General features: G+C 39.6%; 16 protein-coding genes and 2 pseudogenes. 13 read left to right on the top strand and 5 right to left on the bottom strand.

Features of this window, described 5'->3' with window-relative positions; all coding sequences use genetic code 11:
- Positions 1-1540: 1540 nt before the first annotated feature.
- From KA717_13115 to KA717_13160, 10 genes are all read left to right on the top strand, one after another.
- Entirely contained in the window at positions 1541-2053 is a 513-nt protein-coding gene (locus KA717_13115; GenBank protein UXE63474.1) for a reverse transcriptase N-terminal domain-containing protein, read from the top strand.
- Positions 2054-2062: 9 nt separating this feature from the next.
- Positions 2063-3195, top strand: a protein-coding gene (locus KA717_13120) for an IS630 family transposase (protein UXE63475.1) whose coding sequence is annotated in 2 segments (ribosomal slippage) — positions 2063-2483 and positions 2483-3195 — 1134 coding nt in all. Because the reading frame shifts where the segments join, the coding sequence is not laid out codon by codon here.
- Complete coding sequence (locus KA717_13125; protein UXE64649.1) at positions 3191-4573, top strand: HNH endonuclease; 1383 nt, start codon at positions 3191-3193, stop codon at positions 4571-4573. Before KA717_13120 ends, KA717_13125 begins: the two co-directional genes overlap by 5 nt.
- Before the next feature lie 196 nt (positions 4574-4769).
- Entirely contained in the window at positions 4770-4997 is a 228-nt protein-coding gene (locus KA717_13130; protein UXE63476.1) for a hypothetical protein, read from the top strand.
- Positions 4998-5110: 113 nt separating this feature from the next.
- Entirely contained in the window at positions 5111-5923 is an 813-nt protein-coding gene (locus KA717_13135; GenBank protein UXE63477.1) for a hypothetical protein, read from the top strand.
- Complete coding sequence (locus tag KA717_13140; GenBank protein UXE63478.1) at positions 5920-6519, top strand: PIN domain-containing protein; 600 nt, start codon at positions 5920-5922, stop codon at positions 6517-6519. The genes KA717_13135 and KA717_13140 overlap by 4 nt, the downstream gene beginning before the upstream one ends.
- A 159-nt stretch (positions 6520-6678) precedes the next feature.
- A complete protein-coding gene (locus tag KA717_13145; GenBank protein UXE63479.1) occupies positions 6679-7254 on the top strand; it encodes a Uma2 family endonuclease in 576 nt (191 codons plus the stop codon).
- A gap of 119 nt (positions 7255-7373) precedes the next feature.
- Positions 7374-7718, top strand: coding sequence for an Rpn family recombination-promoting nuclease/putative transposase (locus KA717_13150; GenBank protein UXE63480.1), 345 nt, complete (start codon positions 7374-7376; stop codon positions 7716-7718).
- The gene (locus KA717_13155; GenBank protein ID UXE63481.1) at positions 7711-8754 is read left to right on the top strand and encodes an IS630 family transposase; all 1044 of its coding nucleotides are present in this window, start codon (positions 7711-7713) and stop codon (positions 8752-8754) included. Before KA717_13150 ends, KA717_13155 begins: the two co-directional genes overlap by 8 nt.
- Positions 8755-8779: 25 nt before the next feature.
- Positions 8780-9244, top strand: a complete 465-nt coding sequence (locus KA717_13160) for an Rpn family recombination-promoting nuclease/putative transposase (protein UXE63482.1) — start codon at positions 8780-8782, stop codon at positions 9242-9244.
- Here the strand turns inward: KA717_13160 and KA717_13165 are convergent.
- A complete protein-coding gene (locus KA717_13165; GenBank protein ID UXE63483.1) occupies positions 9225-10352 on the bottom strand; it encodes an ISAs1 family transposase in 1128 nt (375 codons plus the stop codon). The two genes, KA717_13160 and KA717_13165, sit on opposite strands and share 20 nt — an antisense overlap.
- 26 nt (positions 10353-10378) lie before the next feature.
- Positions 10379-11401, bottom strand: a complete 1023-nt coding sequence (locus KA717_13170) for an ISAs1 family transposase (GenBank protein UXE63484.1) — start codon at positions 11399-11401, stop codon at positions 10379-10381.
- 79 nt (positions 11402-11480) lie between these two features.
- Between KA717_13170 and KA717_13175 the strand changes: the two genes are divergently transcribed.
- A complete protein-coding gene (locus KA717_13175) occupies positions 11481-11723 on the top strand; it encodes a hypothetical protein (GenBank protein UXE63485.1) in 243 nt (80 codons plus the stop codon).
- Between the two features lie 8 nt (positions 11724-11731).
- Positions 11732-12433, top strand: a complete 702-nt coding sequence (locus tag KA717_13180) for a hypothetical protein (GenBank protein UXE63486.1) — start codon at positions 11732-11734, stop codon at positions 12431-12433.
- On the opposite strand, the gene KA717_13185 is transcribed toward KA717_13180, so the two are convergent.
- Both KA717_13185 and KA717_13190 read right to left on the bottom strand, forming a co-directional pair.
- A complete protein-coding gene (locus tag KA717_13185) occupies positions 12430-13605 on the bottom strand; it encodes an IS4 family transposase (protein UXE63487.1) in 1176 nt (391 codons plus the stop codon). The two genes, KA717_13180 and KA717_13185, sit on opposite strands and share 4 nt — an antisense overlap.
- A 17-nt stretch (positions 13606-13622) precedes the next feature.
- Positions 13623-13817 carry a transposase gene (locus KA717_13190; protein ID UXE63488.1) on the bottom strand — a complete coding sequence of 65 codons (195 nt, stop codon included), beginning with the start codon at positions 13815-13817 and terminating at the stop codon, positions 13623-13625.
- Between the two features lie 204 nt (positions 13818-14021).
- Here KA717_13190 and KA717_13195 point away from each other — a divergent pair.
- Positions 14022-14201 (top strand): annotated as a pseudogene (locus KA717_13195) (hypothetical protein).
- Positions 14202-14474: 273 nt separating this feature from the next.
- Here KA717_13195 and KA717_13200 read toward each other — a convergent pair.
- Positions 14475-15756 (bottom strand): annotated as a pseudogene (locus KA717_13200) (ISKra4 family transposase).
- Positions 15757-15814 lie beyond the last annotated feature (58 nt).

A 15814-nucleotide genomic window follows, 5' to 3' on the forward strand; every position in this document is an offset into this window, starting at 1 on the left:
ACTGATTTATCAATTATCTATGTTATCACATTACTAAGTATTTTTTTGACTTTTCAAACGTCCTCTTAATTAAGTTTTGTATTATGTTCAATTAATTTATGGTAAATTAAACAATTTAAGCAAGCAAGCAAGAAATAAAGCAAGTATCTGTCATGTTTGTATCAGAAAATATGCAAATTGTATCACCAAGAAATTTAACCAAGCGATCGCCATCCAAAGCAAGAATTAATTGCTTTCTAGAAGGTTGATCTAAGCAAAATATTAGTATTAACGTTACTGAGCTATCCTTGATCTTTATCAACAAGGGCTTTTAAACCCTTGTCCGTGTTCCAACGACAAATTACTAAACTTCTTTCAAGGCCAGTCAATGACCTCATGAAGAAAAAGCTATAATTTTTCAAGAAACTCATTCAAACTGTTTTGCTGATATTTAGATTAGGGATTGCTATTTTTTGGAATATTAGTTAAAGTTAAATTTTAGGGAGGTTCAGTAAAAATAGAGAATTTTTCATAAACTTAGTTTCTTCTCGCCACCCCGGAGCAGAAGATGTTTATTTGATTATCGAAATTGCTGATAGCACTTTAAAAACTGATTTAACCCTCAAAAAACAAGTTTATGCCGAGGCAAAAATCCCAGATTATTGGGTATGAGATCTAATCAAACGGCAACTTTATGTTTATCGACAACCGACAGAGAAGGGTTATCCACAGGAACCAATCTTATCGGAACAGCATAGTATTGCGCCGCTCTCCTTTCCTAATTTTCAAGTCAAAGTAGGAGAAATGCTTAGACCGACTCATTAATTAGCCAATGGTATTGTATTGCATGGTACTAACAGATCCTGTACAGATCAAGGATGGTGCGACCCGTTTGGCTTAAACCCATACACAGAAAGCGTTTAAACGCAATCTGAAACAGGGGAACAGCCAGCAAGGTTCACAAACTACCGAGTAATTTAGGTAGAAATAACCGAACCTTGACAACTCAATCAACCTGCTGGTGGATTAGAAACCAAGACCTAAGCCTCACAGGCAACAAAACAGGTCAGGGGAACTAAGGAGCCCAGCCCACTGAGGTATACAGTGTGACTCCACTCCTACAGGCGCAAAAGGATGACCACCCAAGGGTCTGAAGCTAGGAGAAAAGCCAGAATCGGTTAGCTGTTAGACCGAGAAATGGCAGGGAATGATACATGGTTAACGAAAGTGAACTGCTTCCGAGTCGTAAGTTGCAATGGCGAAAACATAACAGATGATACGCCAAGCCAAAAGGCATGATTCTAGGATTAGACTGCGTCGTTGTCTAATTAAACATACCCAAATAGAATCCGACTTAAGGGCAGAACCTAAATATCATATAAGGTCGATTGGGAACGGGATAACCCTCTAACGTCTCTTAGAAAGGTCGATTTTCTAAGTAGTTAGTCCGCGCAAGACGTTAAAGGGAGGGATTCTCCAAGAAGCAAAGGCTTTCTTGTAACGAGAAAGATAAGCTGACGTGGAGAGGCTTCTAAAGAGTAAATTATTGGAGTAAGTAGAAATGACTAATGCCATTAGTAGTAGTACTAAGAGGAAAGTAAAGTACCCTGAATCTACACATTGGTCAGAAATCAACTGGCGCAAGGTGGAAAGGAAGGTATACAAACTACAGAAACGTATTTACAAAGCCACTCAAGAAGGAAACCACAGAACAGCTAAATCTCTACAAAAAACCCTGCTCAATTCTTGGTCAGCCAAAGCTCTCGCCGTCAAAAAGGTAACACAAGAGAATAGAGGGAAGAAAACGGCAGGAGTAGATGGAATAAAACAACTAACTCCGAGCCAACGCCTAAAACTGGTCAACGAACTCAAATTAAAAAGTAAGTCAAAACCAGTTAAAAGGGTTTGGATACCTAAGCCAAACAAGGACGAAAAACGACCTCTAGGAATACCCACAATAGAGGAGAGAGCAAGGCAAGCACTTGTAAAAATGGCACTAGTGGTCTGTCAAGCTAAAGATTGTGAATTTGAGGGAAAATGGAGAGGCTATTCATTACCTCAACAGATATCGTAATAAGTAACCATGCTCAAGACCTATATTGTCCGATTAAGTCAAGAAGAACGTCAGACCCTAAAAGATTTGGTATCCATCGGCAAAGGAGCGGCTTACAAAATTAAGCACGCCAATATTCTGTTAAACATTGATGTGAATGGACAAGGATGGACGGATGAGGAAGCTGCCGCCGCCTTTAGTTGTCACCGTAACACAGTCGCCAATCTCAGGGAGCGATTGGTCAATGAAGGTGTGGAGTCAGCATTAAGCCGCAAGCCCCGCAAAACGCCGCCTCGTCAACCGATTATTGATGGAGAGGTAGAAGCAAAACTAATCGCCTTACGTTGTGGAGAACCGCCTGCTGGTCAAGCCCGTTGGACATTGAGGTTACTAGCCGACAAGGCGGTCGAGTTAGAAATTGTGCCAGCAATTAGTCACGAAACCGTGCGTCAAGTGTTAAAAAAAACGAACTAAAACCTCATCTGCGACAGATGTACGTGATTCCACCAGAAAAGAGTGCCGAATTTGTGTCTAACATGGAAGATGTTCTAGAAATTTATCACCGACCCTATGACCCCAATTGTCCAGTGATTTGCATGGATGAGCAACCTATACAATTGGTCAAAGAAACCCGCCTTCCTCTACCAGCCAAACCTGGACAGCCAGAGGCGCATGATTACGAATATGAACGCAATGGAACAGCCAATATCTTTATGTTTACAGAACCCTTGTCTGGGTGGCGAAAGACAGTTGTCAGTGAACGTAGAACATCGGTTGACTGGGCAACAGAAATTAAGAATTTACTCGATAACGACTATGCTGATAACGACAAAGTCATTTTAGTATGTGATCAGCTAAATACTCACAAACTTGCCTCACTATATGAAGCATTTGAGCCTTCCACGGCTCGTCGTCTAGTCGAACGGTTGGAAATTCACCATACCCCAAAACATGGCAGTTGGCTTAATATTGCTGAAAACGAGCTGTCCGCAATGACTTGGCAATGCCTAGCTCGTCGAATTCCAGATCGGGAAACTTTAGAGCAAGAAACAACGGCTTGGTACACTCAGCGCAATCATTCCCAAAAGTCGGTAGATTGGCAATTCACGACGGCTGAGGCTCGTATCCGTCTCAAGCGTCTTTATCCACAAATAGAAAATTGACAGACCACTAGAGCCTGAATGGGAATCTAAATTCGAGCCAAACAGCTTCGGCTTTAGACCAGCAAAAAGTACCCACGACGCTTGTGGCATGGTGTTTAGCGCACTATCCAAAAGTGAAGAAAAATGGGTGCTAGATGCCGACATTAGTGGATGTTTCGACAACATCGACCATCAGTACTTACTTGACAAGGTGAACGCCACCCCAAAAATCAGAAGACAGATAAAAGCATGGCTAAAATCTGGAGCAATAGATTTTTATGGGATAAAGGACAATAAAGGATTCTCCCCTACATCCAAAGGCACACCGCAAGGTGGAATAATATCACCCCTGTTAGCAAACATAGCCTTACACGGACTGGAAACAGACCTCAAGGAATGGCTATGGAGCGAAAAGAAATACAGGAAGAAATATTACAACATCTGCACAAACTCTATGCACAGTCTAAGTCAGCAACAAACCAAAGCTACACTAACAGTAGTAAGATACGCTGATGATTTCGTGGTAATACACGAAGACAAGGACATCATAGAAGAATGTCAAGAGGTTATCCAGAAATTTCTGACCCCCATTGGTCTTACACTCAGAGAAGACAAAACCAGTATCAAAAGCAGCAGAGAAGGATTCGACTTTCTCGGATTCAACTTCAAGCAATACAAAACTGGATTATACAGAAGCAACAAGCTATCCAATGGCAAGCCAACAGGATACACAACGCTCATCAAACCTTCTCGTAAGGCAATCAAGGAACACTATGGAAGACTAGCGGAGATCATCGACCATTGCAAGTCAGCCCCACAAGAAGTCCTTATCAAAAGACTAAACCCAATCATCAAAGGATGGGCGAACTATTACCGATTCGCCAATTCCAAAGAAACATTTGGGAAATTAGACCATCTACTATTCTGGAAACTCAGAAAATGGGCTAGAAGAAGACATCCTCAAAAACCAAGAGGATGGGTGGATAATAAGTATTTCCACACAATGGATACTAATAAGGACAGAAAATGGGAATTTTCTGACAACAATACCACCCTACACGCTCATTCGGACACCAAAATCGAAAGGCACATAAGGGTAAAAGGTCACGCAAGTATCTATGATGGAAACGAGGCATATTGGGCAAACAGGGTGAAACACCATCCAACCATACGCCCAAGAGTACTGAAACTAATGAGCAGACAAAAAGGAGTGTGTCCATACTGTCACAATCCATTCAGGATTGACGACAAATGGGAGATAGACCACATTGTCCCCACTTATAAAGGCGGCAAGGATTATTATAATAATCTCCAGCTACTCCATCTGGATTGCCATGACAAGAAAACAAGGATTGATATGAAGGAAGAAACCTGTAGGGAAAACAAAGTTCAACGGTAAACCATCTGGCAAACCGAAAGGGATTAGAAGTCAGGAGCGTAGTGAGGTGAAAGTCTCATGCTACGTTCTGAAGCCGAGTGCAAGTGGTGACACATGTGCTTAGGGCAACTAATGTATTTGTTCCTGCAAAAATTTGTCCGTCATTACAACGCAATTTGCTGTATATTGGATTATATCTGATTAAGGAGTTCTTGGTATGCAAACTATCCAAATACAAGAATTTAACAATATTTCCGATCAAAAAATCTATCTAGAAAATATTGAGTATTTAAAACAACACTTCAATGAAATTCTTGAAATTTCTGAACAAACCTTAGCTGAAAATCTGATAAAAGAAACGGAAATTTTACTGAAACAAACCCAAGATAATTCAAAAACATATCGGGAAAAATATGAAATTTTTATTCAATTAGATACTCTTTGATTAAATCAATGGCAACATTATAAAGGTCGTCCTGAAGCAATTGATTTATTAAATCGATTAGTGATTTAACAAATTTCTTTATTGCCCATTACAAGATGTTTCTTGAACTTTCTTTGATTAATGAAAGAAGAACGGGAAATGAGCGAGAAGATCTTGAAAGAATAGCATCAGGTTTTCTGTTTGTTTCAGAAAGTATAGATGTATTTTTTACATATTTTTCTATGGCTGAACTTAAGCAAATTTATCTTCGTGCTAAGAAAATATTAGTTTCTACAGCTCGTAGTATAACTGAATATCTTGGAGAGGAATTAGAACTTTCAAAATTAGCAACCCAACTCAGAGCTTATAGCAGCCTTATTATATTAAGAATAGAACAATCTATTGATAAATCTTATTTAATTGAAAATTCATTGCAAAATCAGATTTCAGATGTTTCAGAAAAAATTATTGGATCTCAGTCTCGGTATAAATATCTAGGTTGGGATTTATTGATTAATAACTATCAAGGAGAACTGATTCTTGGAGTTCAACTCAAAACTAAAATGAATACCTGCTCGGATTGGGCTGTGAAATTTCGCCATAATATCTTAATGGATAGTCCTGTACAAAGAATTCCTTTCTTTTTAATGGCTTTTCCAGATCGTTTTTACCTATGGACTGAACCTGAAGTTTATTCAAGTCAAACCGAACCTACCTATATTATTGATGCTATTCCTGTCCTAAAGCCCTATTTTGAAAGAGCAGGGATAATACCTGAAAAAATTCGAGGGGACAGTTTTGAATTATTGGTTGCGTCTTGGCTTTCTGATCTGATTAACACTGAAAAGTTACCTGAAGAATTCAATGAATCTCAGCGTTGGTTAATTGACTCAGAATTATATATGGCGATATCAGGAGAAAATTTAAAGTATGGAGCAACTGAATGAATATTTACGTTGAAACCAATTTTATTTTAGAACTTATTTTTGAACAAGAACAATGTGCTATTTGTGAGAAGATTTTAGGATTTTGTGAAGCCCAAAAAGCTAACCTTATCATTCCCGCTTATAGTCTAGCAGAACCCCATAAAAAATTAATTCGACAAGCAAAGGAGCGTCGAAAATTGCAACAGTCACTTGATCAAGAATTGCGAGAACTTTCGCGCACTAAATCCTATAAAAACCGCCTATACAGCATAGAAAATATTAAAAGTTTAATTGTTCAAAGTAGTCAAGATGCAAGCGAAAAATTTGTTAAATATAGAGAATATATTTTGAAGATTGCAGAAATCATTCCACTCAATGCTAATATTTTACTTAAAGCCGTATCTGCCGAAGAAAATTATGATCTAAGTCCACAAGATGCCTTAGTTTATGTTTCAGTGCTTAAGCATTTACAAAATAATAAACCAGATCAAGCTTGTTTTTTAAACCGAAACTCTAAAGATTTTAAGACTCCGGATATTATTGATGAACTCAAAAGCTTAAACTGTAGATTAATTACTCAATTTAATGATGGCTACGATTTTCTTATTTCATCTTAGGACTAGGACATTTCTGGTAAAGAAACTAATCACAAAGAAACTACTCACCCAAAAACTTGTTTTTATTTTACATTATAGAAAGAGGAATTCCGCGATCGCTCAGTGCCGCTTTGCGATCGCTCTTTTAAGCTATTTAAACTAATTTAAGGAAAATTGATAATGACGACTCTTACCGTTAATCTTCCTATAAATCTCAAATTAAGTGATGATCAATTTGAAGACCTGATCTCGGCCAATCGAGACAGTAAATTTGAATTAACTGCAACAGGGGAATTATTAATTATGTCACCAACGGGCGGTGAAACAGGCAATCGTAATTTTGAATTAGGTGGCCAATTTTGGTTATGGAATCGAGAAAAAGGGCTAGGCAAAGCTTTTGATTCTTCGACGGGTTTTCAGTTACCGAATGGAGCCAAGCGATCGCCGGATTTAAGTTGGATTACCCTGGAAAAGTGGGATGCTTTAACCCCTGCCCAACGCCGTAAGTTTTTGCCTATGTGTCCTGATTTTGTGGTAGAATTAGTTTCTGAATCCGATGACCTTAAAGAGATTGAAGAGAAGATGCAGGAATATGTGGATAATGGCTTAGGTTTAGGATGGTTAATCATTCCTAAAACTCGTCAAGTTAAGATTTATCGACCCCAGCAAGCCACAGAAATCTTAGAATCGCCGATATCTTTATCGGGAGAATCCGTTTTAGTTGATTTTGTTTTAGATTTAACCCCTATTTGGTAAATTCTCAACAAGAAATGTAGCTTTGCGCCGCTCTCCTTTTCTGATTTTCGAGTTAAAGTAGGAGAAATGCTTAAAGCGATTTATTAATTGGCTAGTTATGCTGTAGGGGAAAATAACTAATGAAAACCGATAAAATTTTCTATACTCTCTTTCAAGTCTTTCCTGAACTTCTCTTTGAATTGATTGGTTCAGATTCCAACTTTGCCCACAATTATCAATTTAAATCCATAGAAGTTAAAGAACTTTCTTTTCGGCTTGATGGTGTATTTTTACCCGATGAAAACTATCCTGAATATCCCCTCTATTTTGTCGAAGTTCAATTTCAATTAGACCCCGATTTTTATTGGCGATTTTTTACCGAAATTATCCTCTATACTGAACACGGTCACAAGTTGCGAATTTTAAAAATAAGAGATAATATAGTAAAAATAGAAAAAGTAGTCAAGAGGCTGAGAAATGATTAAGTTAGAATTTACGGAAGAAGACAAAAGACTGTTGTCTTACGGTCGGTTTAATCACCCGCATCCTAGAGTACAGCTAAAGATGGAAGTTTTATGGTTAAAAAGTCAGGGATTATCTCATCAAAAAATTGCTCAATTCGCAGGAGTTTCAGTAAATACGGTGACAAGCTATATCCGTGATTATCAAGAGGGCGGGATAGAAAAACTAAAAGAAATAAAATTTAATCGCCCGAAAAGCGAGTTAACAGAGCATCAAGGGAAAATTGAGGCATATTTTGAGTCAAATCCACCAGCAAAAATAAATGAAGCAGTAAAAAGAATAGAAGAATTAACGGGAATAAAAAGAAGTCCAACGCAAGTCAGAAAATTTTTAAAGTCAATAGGAATGAGGTGTCTAAAGGTGGGAACAATTCCATCAAAAGCAGATGTAGAAGCTCAGGATAGCTATAGAGAAAAAGAGCTAGAACCAAGGCTAGAAGAGGCAAAAGCAGGAAAAAGGGCAGTTTTCTTTGTAGATGCCTCTCATTTTGTAATGGGAGCATTTGTAAATTTTATATGGTGCTTCAAGAGGATTTTTATTAAGTCACCATCAGGGAGAAAACGTTTTAATGTGTTAGGAGCATTAAATGCAATTACCCATGAAGTAATTATGGTAACGAACAGTTCTTATATTACGGGAACTCAGGTTTGTGAACTCCTAGAAAAGATAGCAGAATTAGGACTATTAATACCAATTACGTTGGTATTAGACAATGCTCGTTATCAAAAATGCCGAATTGTGCAGGAGTTGGCAGAATCATTAGGAATAGAGTTACTGTACTTACCTCCTTATTCTCCTAACTTGAATTTAATTGAAAGACTGTGGAAGTTTGTGAAGAAGAAGTGTTTATACGCAAAATATTATGAAGATTTTACGCAGTTTTCTGCAGCAATTTCAGGATGTCTTGAAGATGCTAACGTAAAATATAAGGAGGAGCTTGATTCTTTGCTCACCTTACGATTTCAACGCTTTGATAAATCTCAGATTATGAACGTTTGAAGTATATCTCCATCAACATCAACCCGTGCGTCAATGGCAAGCAGTTGTACTTTGGGGCAAGCAGAGCTTGGACGGTGAATTACCCCTTGCCTATCAAATGTTTGATCCCTACCTACAAAGGATTTATCTCGATCAACTGGATCAGCCCTCTTCTTCCTTGGGTTTAGGTATTATCCGATTGGTGTCTGTCCCAGAAAGCCAAGCTCCCCAACAAGTTCAGTTTCTACTTAAGCAAGTGCGTCAAGACATTAGGGATGTCGCTATCCAAGCTAATATTATAGAATTAGTAGAGAAAATTATTATTTATAAATTTCCACAAAAAAGTCGTCAGGAGTTAGAGCATATGTTTAATTTAACAGACTGGAAACAAACCCAATTTTATAAAGATGTCAAACTGGAAGGCAAGCTGGAGATTGTTCGACAACTTTTACAGCGAGGCATGACCTTAGCGGAGGCAGGGCAAACGCATCTTATCCGAGTAAAACCTTAAGGAGATAGTCCTCGTCCCAACCAGCGCGTAGCCGTTTATTCTTGATACCAAGTTTCAGAGTATTTTCCTTTGTGAGCAAGTTAAGAGCGATATGGCGTAAGACGGCTAAATTCTCAGGAGCAAAATCCTTACGAATGCGACAAGCATCCTCGTTGAAGGCCAAGTCTAGAACCCAATGTAAAGAGTTTTCTATCAACCAATGACTACGAACAGATTGGGATAATTTTTGAGCATTACTCGGCAGGCTACTGATATAGTAGCGAGTCTCATACTCTGTTTTGTCTTTCAATCGTCTCTCCGCTTTAATCATACAGATGCTCGTCAACTTTGCCCATTTCTCCGCACCCAGCAAAAATTCTGTTTGTTCCATCGTCCAGCAACGGCGAATTTCAATCCGTCCATGTCCCTTGTCTATTGTTTGATGAAAATCATGCTTAATTCCCACAAAATTAACCGATTGAGCATGAGCAAATAATTGTTCAACATCCTCACATAAATTACCTTGATTGCCTTTCAATGCCAAAACATAATCTCCCCCTCGCCCTACTATCTGTTGGGCAATCTTTGTCTGAGTTCCCATGGCATCAATCGTTACGATACAACCTTTGACCTCTAGCATTTTCAGGAGTTTAGGAATCGCCGTGATTTCATTCGATTTGCTTTCCACCTTGCACTGTCCTAGTACTAGACGATTTGCTGTTGCCCATGCACTTACCATCTGAATTGCGCCCTTTCCGTTGGCATTGTCATAGGAGTGGCGAAGGGTTTTGCCGTCAATCGCTATCACTTCTCCTTCACTTACCTCCGCTATACTTTTGACCCAATGCAGAAAACAGTCTTGAAATTGCTCTGGATTCAGACTAGCAAATACACGCGCAAACGTATCGTCGGAGGGGATGCCATTCGGCAATTCCAAAATTTTTTTTAGCCATTGATGTTTAGCCTTGCCGAAACTTTCCATGGCTACCCAACCTTCTGCTCCACAAATGACGGCTAAGATGGCAATCGTTAGAATATCAATGAGTTTATGCCGTTTTGTTCGTTCGATGCGAGGGTCATCTATTTCGGCAAAGTGTTCTACCAGTCTATATTTGGGTCGGAGTTTCATCGCTTTTGTTTTCTATGCACTTTCCCTTATTTTCCCTTATCCATCCCTCTATAATGTTCTTGTATCTGTATCATTTTTAGATGCGTTCGCCCTGGAATCACATGGCTATGACGTTCGGCATCCGTAGGAAGACTGCTAATATAATAGCGAAACGTCTCTGTTGTTTTATGACCGAATTGAGTTTTACTTTTAACCATCACAACAGTTGCTAAACCGACCCACTGATTTTGGCGATGCAATGCGGAAAGCTGATTGATTGACACTGTCCAGACTTGACGAGTTTCTAAACGGTAATGTCCTTTTTCTGTCTTCTCATGATAACTGTATTCAATTCCTTGCCAGTTCTGAGCGACCGCTTGTTTAAACCAATCCCTAACTTGTTTATTAAGTTTGCCCTGATTTCCTTTGAGAGCCAATACATAGTCACCTTCACCTTGCTTTATTTGTTTTGCGATTTCTGTCTGCGTTCCCATTGCATCTAGGGTTACTACTGCCCCCTTGATGTTAAGTAACTTCAGTAACAAGGGGACTGCTTTTATTTCATTAGATTTACTATCTACTTTCTTTTGCGCTAACATCAGTCCCCGCTCACTACTCCACGCACTTATGCTGTGTAACGCATTTAGTCCTTTTTCCCTATCATAAGAACCTCTTTTCGTTTTTCCATCTATCTGTATCAGCTCTATGTCCATTTTCTCCGTTAGACTGCTTATCCAGCTCAGAAAACTTTTTTCTAGTTCTTCTGTTTCCAACATTCCAAATACTCTTCCAAAGGTATCGTGAGAGGGAATTCCCTTTGGTAACTCTAGAAACATTTCTAGCCATTCTCGTTTGGCTTTGCCATAGGCTTCAATTGCTACGAAGCCATCTGCCCCTGACAATACTGCCAATATTCCTATGGTGACAATTGCTGTTAAGTTATGGTCTTGCCTTCTCCCTGTTCTCGGTTCTTTTAGGCACTGAAAATGTTTCAGTATGCTTCTTTTGATAATTTTGACTTCTTTTTCTTGTTGTGGGGTTAGAACTCTTGCGCCGAAGCCTTTTGCCATCTTTGACCTCACTCACTTACTTTGGGTACATCCCGGATAAAGTAGTACATAGAATCTGGGGTAAAATGGAAAAAAACTGATGAGCGAAAAAAGTATGTTACCGATTCCCCCAGAAGAAAAAGCACTGTTAAAACAGCATCTCACCGAATCAGCCCGTATCCTGCGCAAATATACGGAACCAGAGAAACAGAAGGACTTTGGAAGCATCGAAGTAGAAGTCAGAACCCAGATGTTAGAAATTGTGGGGCCAACAATGGGGGAGTTTTTTTTTCAGAAGGGGGAAAAAAACGGTCTGGAAACAAGCGAAAAATCAAAACCCTAGTCGGAGAAGTGGAAATAAGCCAAAAACAAGCCAGAAAACTAAAGGTGTCGCCAAAAATCGTCTTAAGTCCAGGTTTAGAGAAATGCTGTCTAAGAGCCAGTGCGAAAACATCCTACCAACAAGCAGAAGAAGATATAGAGGAGTTGATGGGGATAAAAGTAGGACATAGCAGTTTACATCGCTTGGTAGAACGGACAGAACTGCCCTTAGCTCAAGCTCAGTCAGAGAGTGCGGGGGTCAGTATAGATGGGGGAAAGATTTGTCTGCGGGGCGAGGAGAAGGAAGGGGGACAGTGGCGAGATTATAAACTGGTGAGTCTTCATGGCAATGTCTGTGAAGCCTTTTTCCAAGACCCAGAGGGCTTAAAGAATTGGAGCAATGTTCAACCTTTGTCCCCAATAGTGACCTTTTTGGGAGATGGTCATCCCGGAATCTGGAATGCGGTAGAGAGTTTCGCCACTCAATCGTGGCTGATACGACGAGAGGTGTTGGATTGGTATCATCTCAAGGAGAATCTGTTCAAAGTGGGTGGCTCTCTCAAACGGCTAGAAGCAGTGGAGCATTTACTGTGGCGGGGTTTTGTGAACAAGGCAATAGATGCGTTTGATGGAGTCAAAAGCAAGAGGGCAAAGAATTTTCAAGCCTATTTGACGAAGCATTATCAGCGTATCCCTGATTACCAATACTATCAACCTGACTTTTCCCGTTAAGTGCGGATTGCAAGCTGCCAGCCTTGGCAAAGGTCATGCAACTTCAACCAACCGCGCCAAAGGACTTGGATACCGAGAGGAGTTTTACGACGATGTTCAAGATAACCACCAAGAAAAGCAACAGACTCGACAGCCCAAGCAACAGTCAAAATAGGGGGAAGTTTTTGAGAGGCGGCTGCTTTTAACACCTGAAGTTGAAGAGGATTAAGAATTTCAATCGCGAGAGCATCGGGCTGGGTACGATGAAGATAAGTAACGTGTAAAAGTTCAACAGCAATGACACTTAAAAAACCCAAAAGAGTTTTCATTCCATCAGAGGCAAGTCGATAACGCTCACTCTGACAACCAGACTTAAGGACTTTATGAAATTCTTCAACCCGCCATCGGTAGGTGTACCAACGAAGAATAGTGACAGCCATCTCAATAGTCTCAACAACTTCTGTAGTCAGAAGCATCCAAGATAAAGGAGTTTCGCCTTCGGGACAATCGATTTCTGTCGCATAAACAGCATAGACATTCAACGGGTCACGATTATCAAAACGATAGGGAGTTCGTAGATTAACTGAGCAAAATCGGACGGCAAGCTTAACCTTCCGTGCTTTTCTTTTTCCTGTACTCGGAATCTCGATTTCTTGATGAAAACGAATCGGTTCTGATTCCAAATGTTGCCAAAGTCGTTCACTATTTTTGTCTAAACTACGATTATGAGACGCTCTGACCAGCACTCCTGTATGCTTGAGTTGACGCACTGAGTCAAAGACTTCTGAAACATCTCCTTCTCTGTCAAATACATGAATTACCCTCGTTGAACTTTCTACCTGTTTCTCACAGGTGTTTAGAGCCTCTACCCATTTGTAGGATTCTTTTTCCTCAAATGGTCTTTGACGAGCTGCTTTTCTTTGTTCTTTCTGTCTTTCTTTTTTCTGCTTCGCCGTTTCATCTGTTGGGGGCTTTTCTTTTACCTCCCTATTCCACAGTTTTTGCCATAATAAACCTAATACTTGTCCTTTTTCTGGCTCAATTGCTAAAGCACTATGCAGTATTAATCCATTCCCTCCTTTTCCAGTCGGCCCATACCCTTCCCTTTTTTCCTTGATATTGCGATAATCTAAGAAGGTCGTATCTCCGACTGATAGCATTATCTTATATTCTTCTACGGCGGCAGTTGTCATTTCACAGTGCGGCTCTATTATCTTGACAAAGTCTGTTTTCGGATTCCCAAAAATTCATAGGCCCTCTTTAACTCGTTTCCTCCCTTAAACACTTCTGATAAGGCTTTTCCAAACCCCTCACTTAACTTTTTCCCAATCGAGAAGGCACGATTGTTTAGCCTCTCGTCTCCCAATTCACAACTGGCAAAGTTTTTTGTCCACCATTCCAACATTTTTTGACCTGCCCTTTAAGATTTTCTCCATTTTACAGTCTCATACTCCCTTCATCCTTTGTTTTTGAAATTTGAACGATAAGCGGGATGATGGCTTCAGAATATTTTTTTCCTGTCAAGAGAATCATTACTCAAACCCTTGCCAGATAAAGCCTCTAGAAGTTTGCATTGCTGGATTTTGGACTTAACGGGAAAAGTCAGTACTATCAACAGCTTGGTATTGTGATTGGTTCTGGTGATGTGGAGTCTAAGATTAAACAGGTGGGAGCTAGGGTTAAATTGTCGGGAGCACGTTGGCATCTTCATAATGTTTCTCGTATTCTTCGGCTACGATGTGCTTATCTCAATCACTCTCCTCTTTTGAGTGTCAATGTATTATCTTAAGTGGGATGCACCCCTTACTTTTTTTAAATAATAGCCTTTTCTTCTCTTAGATGACTGCTTCTTTTTTACACTATATTTCTCTCTTTTTGTCTGTATTTTTTGTAACAAATAAGATGCGATTACCCTGTTAGCGGAGGTCGTCAGCTTGACAGGATTATCGGAACAGGAATTACAACAGATGAATGGAAAATTGACAATGGAAAATTGATAATTACAGCACTTTGGTTGATCGTGGCATAGGGTGCGACCTTTAGTTGATAAAAGCTGTTGTAATCAGGGTTCTACAGGGAACCCATATTGATCAAGTTTTGCCCAAAATTGACTCCATCGTTCCTTGGTCAATACCAAAGCTCGTAGGCTCAAAATAATTCCTGCTCCTTTTTCCTTCCATCGCATCCCTGAACAACATAATCGTTGTTTGACCAACGTCTTACAAGCTGCTTCCGTAACACCTGAACCAATCGGATACTTTTTCTCTAAGTATTCAGCATAATCCATTTGATGCTGATGATTCTCGTAATAAGTAATCGCCGCTTGTAGTTTCTCGGTAAGATTCTTAGAATGACTTTTTTCTTCTTTGACTTCTTTCATCAGATTTAGCAGTTCTCCTGCTTTTCCTTTTTCATGCTTGAGTTCTCGACAATTTTCAGTCAACCATTCTTTTTGTTTTGACACGGTATTCGGATGCAACGCTTCTGCCAAGGCACCTAAGTAACCAGAGGCATGATAGAAATCTAATATCTGTTCTTCCGTTTGCTTTTCTAAAAACTTCCAATTTGATTCTGCCCCGTCTGCTATCCCGACCAATGTTGCCTCTGGATAACGGTTTTTCGCTCGCTCAATTTCTCTTTCTAATCTTTCTAGAAAACTCTTTTTTCCATACTCTGGTGCCGCACCTAGATAGATTGTATGTTGACGTTCGCCTTCACTATCGTATAGGGAAACGGTTCCCACCATTGCTTCACGGTAGCCATCCTCACACATCAGCATACAGGTTCCATCTAATCCTATTCCCACTGTTGCAATTTGGCTATCCTCCTTGGGCGGGGCATAACTCCACGCTTCTTCTTTTGCCTGTACCACACTTCCTACTGCTTCACTCAATCTTTGGATATAGGATAGCGCTACTTTTCTACCATGATTTTCTAATAAATCATTTTTCACCTCTTTGCCTGCCATCCCTGACATTTTTGAGGATACCTGTTTTGCCAATAATGGCGTTGATGTTATGATTATCCTTGCTTCTCTTTCTAAGGGGCAATACGTTTTTCCTCAAAGGTGAACGCTGATATACATGACGATTCACTATAACCTCACCATAAGGTGTTTGATATTCTTTCGGTTGCTCTCCCTTACTCTTCCAGATTTCTTCACCGATTTTTAAGGGTGAACCATCTGTATCTAAATATTTCAAGGCTTCTTTGCTGGCGATGCAACCTACTTCGTTTAAGCCTTTTTGAATATTTATTTCTGTATCCAACATTGAACGACTGAGTTCTAATGTTAGTTCTATTTTTATCTTTGAACCCTCTACATTAATTAGTTTTGCTGTCATCATTGTTTCCTCTTTGTCACTTTTCATCCCATGTTAACACTTTTCTTTTCCTTCATCA

It is taken from the genome of Woronichinia naegeliana WA131 (assembly GCA_025370055.1).
Lineage (GTDB): Bacteria > Cyanobacteriota > Cyanobacteriia > Cyanobacteriales > Microcystaceae > Woronichinia > Woronichinia naegeliana.

What these genes read in the sequence shown, in the direction of transcription:
- KA717_13115 (UXE63474.1), top strand. Translation starts at nt 1,541, where the DNA reads ATGACTAATGCCATTAGTAGTAGTACTAAGAGGAAAGTAAAGTACCCT.
- KA717_13130 (UXE63476.1), top strand. Translation starts at nt 4,770, where the DNA reads ATGCAAACTATCCAAATACAAGAATTTAACAATATTTCCGATCAAAAA.
- KA717_13140 (UXE63478.1), top strand. Translation starts at nt 5,920, where the DNA reads ATGAATATTTACGTTGAAACCAATTTTATTTTAGAACTTATTTTTGAA.
- KA717_13145 (UXE63479.1), top strand. Translation starts at nt 6,679, where the DNA reads ATGACGACTCTTACCGTTAATCTTCCTATAAATCTCAAATTAAGTGAT.
- KA717_13150 (UXE63480.1), top strand. Translation starts at nt 7,374, where the DNA reads ATGAAAACCGATAAAATTTTCTATACTCTCTTTCAAGTCTTTCCTGAA.
- KA717_13155 (UXE63481.1), top strand. Translation starts at nt 7,711, where the DNA reads ATGATTAAGTTAGAATTTACGGAAGAAGACAAAAGACTGTTGTCTTAC.
- KA717_13165 (UXE63483.1), bottom strand. Translation starts at nt 10,352, where the DNA reads ATGAAACTCCGACCCAAATATAGACTGGTAGAACACTTTGCCGAAATA.
- KA717_13170 (UXE63484.1), bottom strand. Translation starts at nt 11,401, where the DNA reads ATGGCAAAAGGCTTCGGCGCAAGAGTTCTAACCCCACAACAAGAAAAA.
- KA717_13175 (UXE63485.1), top strand. Translation starts at nt 11,481, where the DNA reads ATGAGCGAAAAAAGTATGTTACCGATTCCCCCAGAAGAAAAAGCACTG.
- KA717_13185 (UXE63487.1), bottom strand. Translation starts at nt 13,605, where the DNA reads ATGACAACTGCCGCCGTAGAAGAATATAAGATAATGCTATCAGTCGGA.
- KA717_13190 (UXE63488.1), bottom strand. Translation starts at nt 13,817, where the DNA reads ATGTTGGAATGGTGGACAAAAAACTTTGCCAGTTGTGAATTGGGAGAC.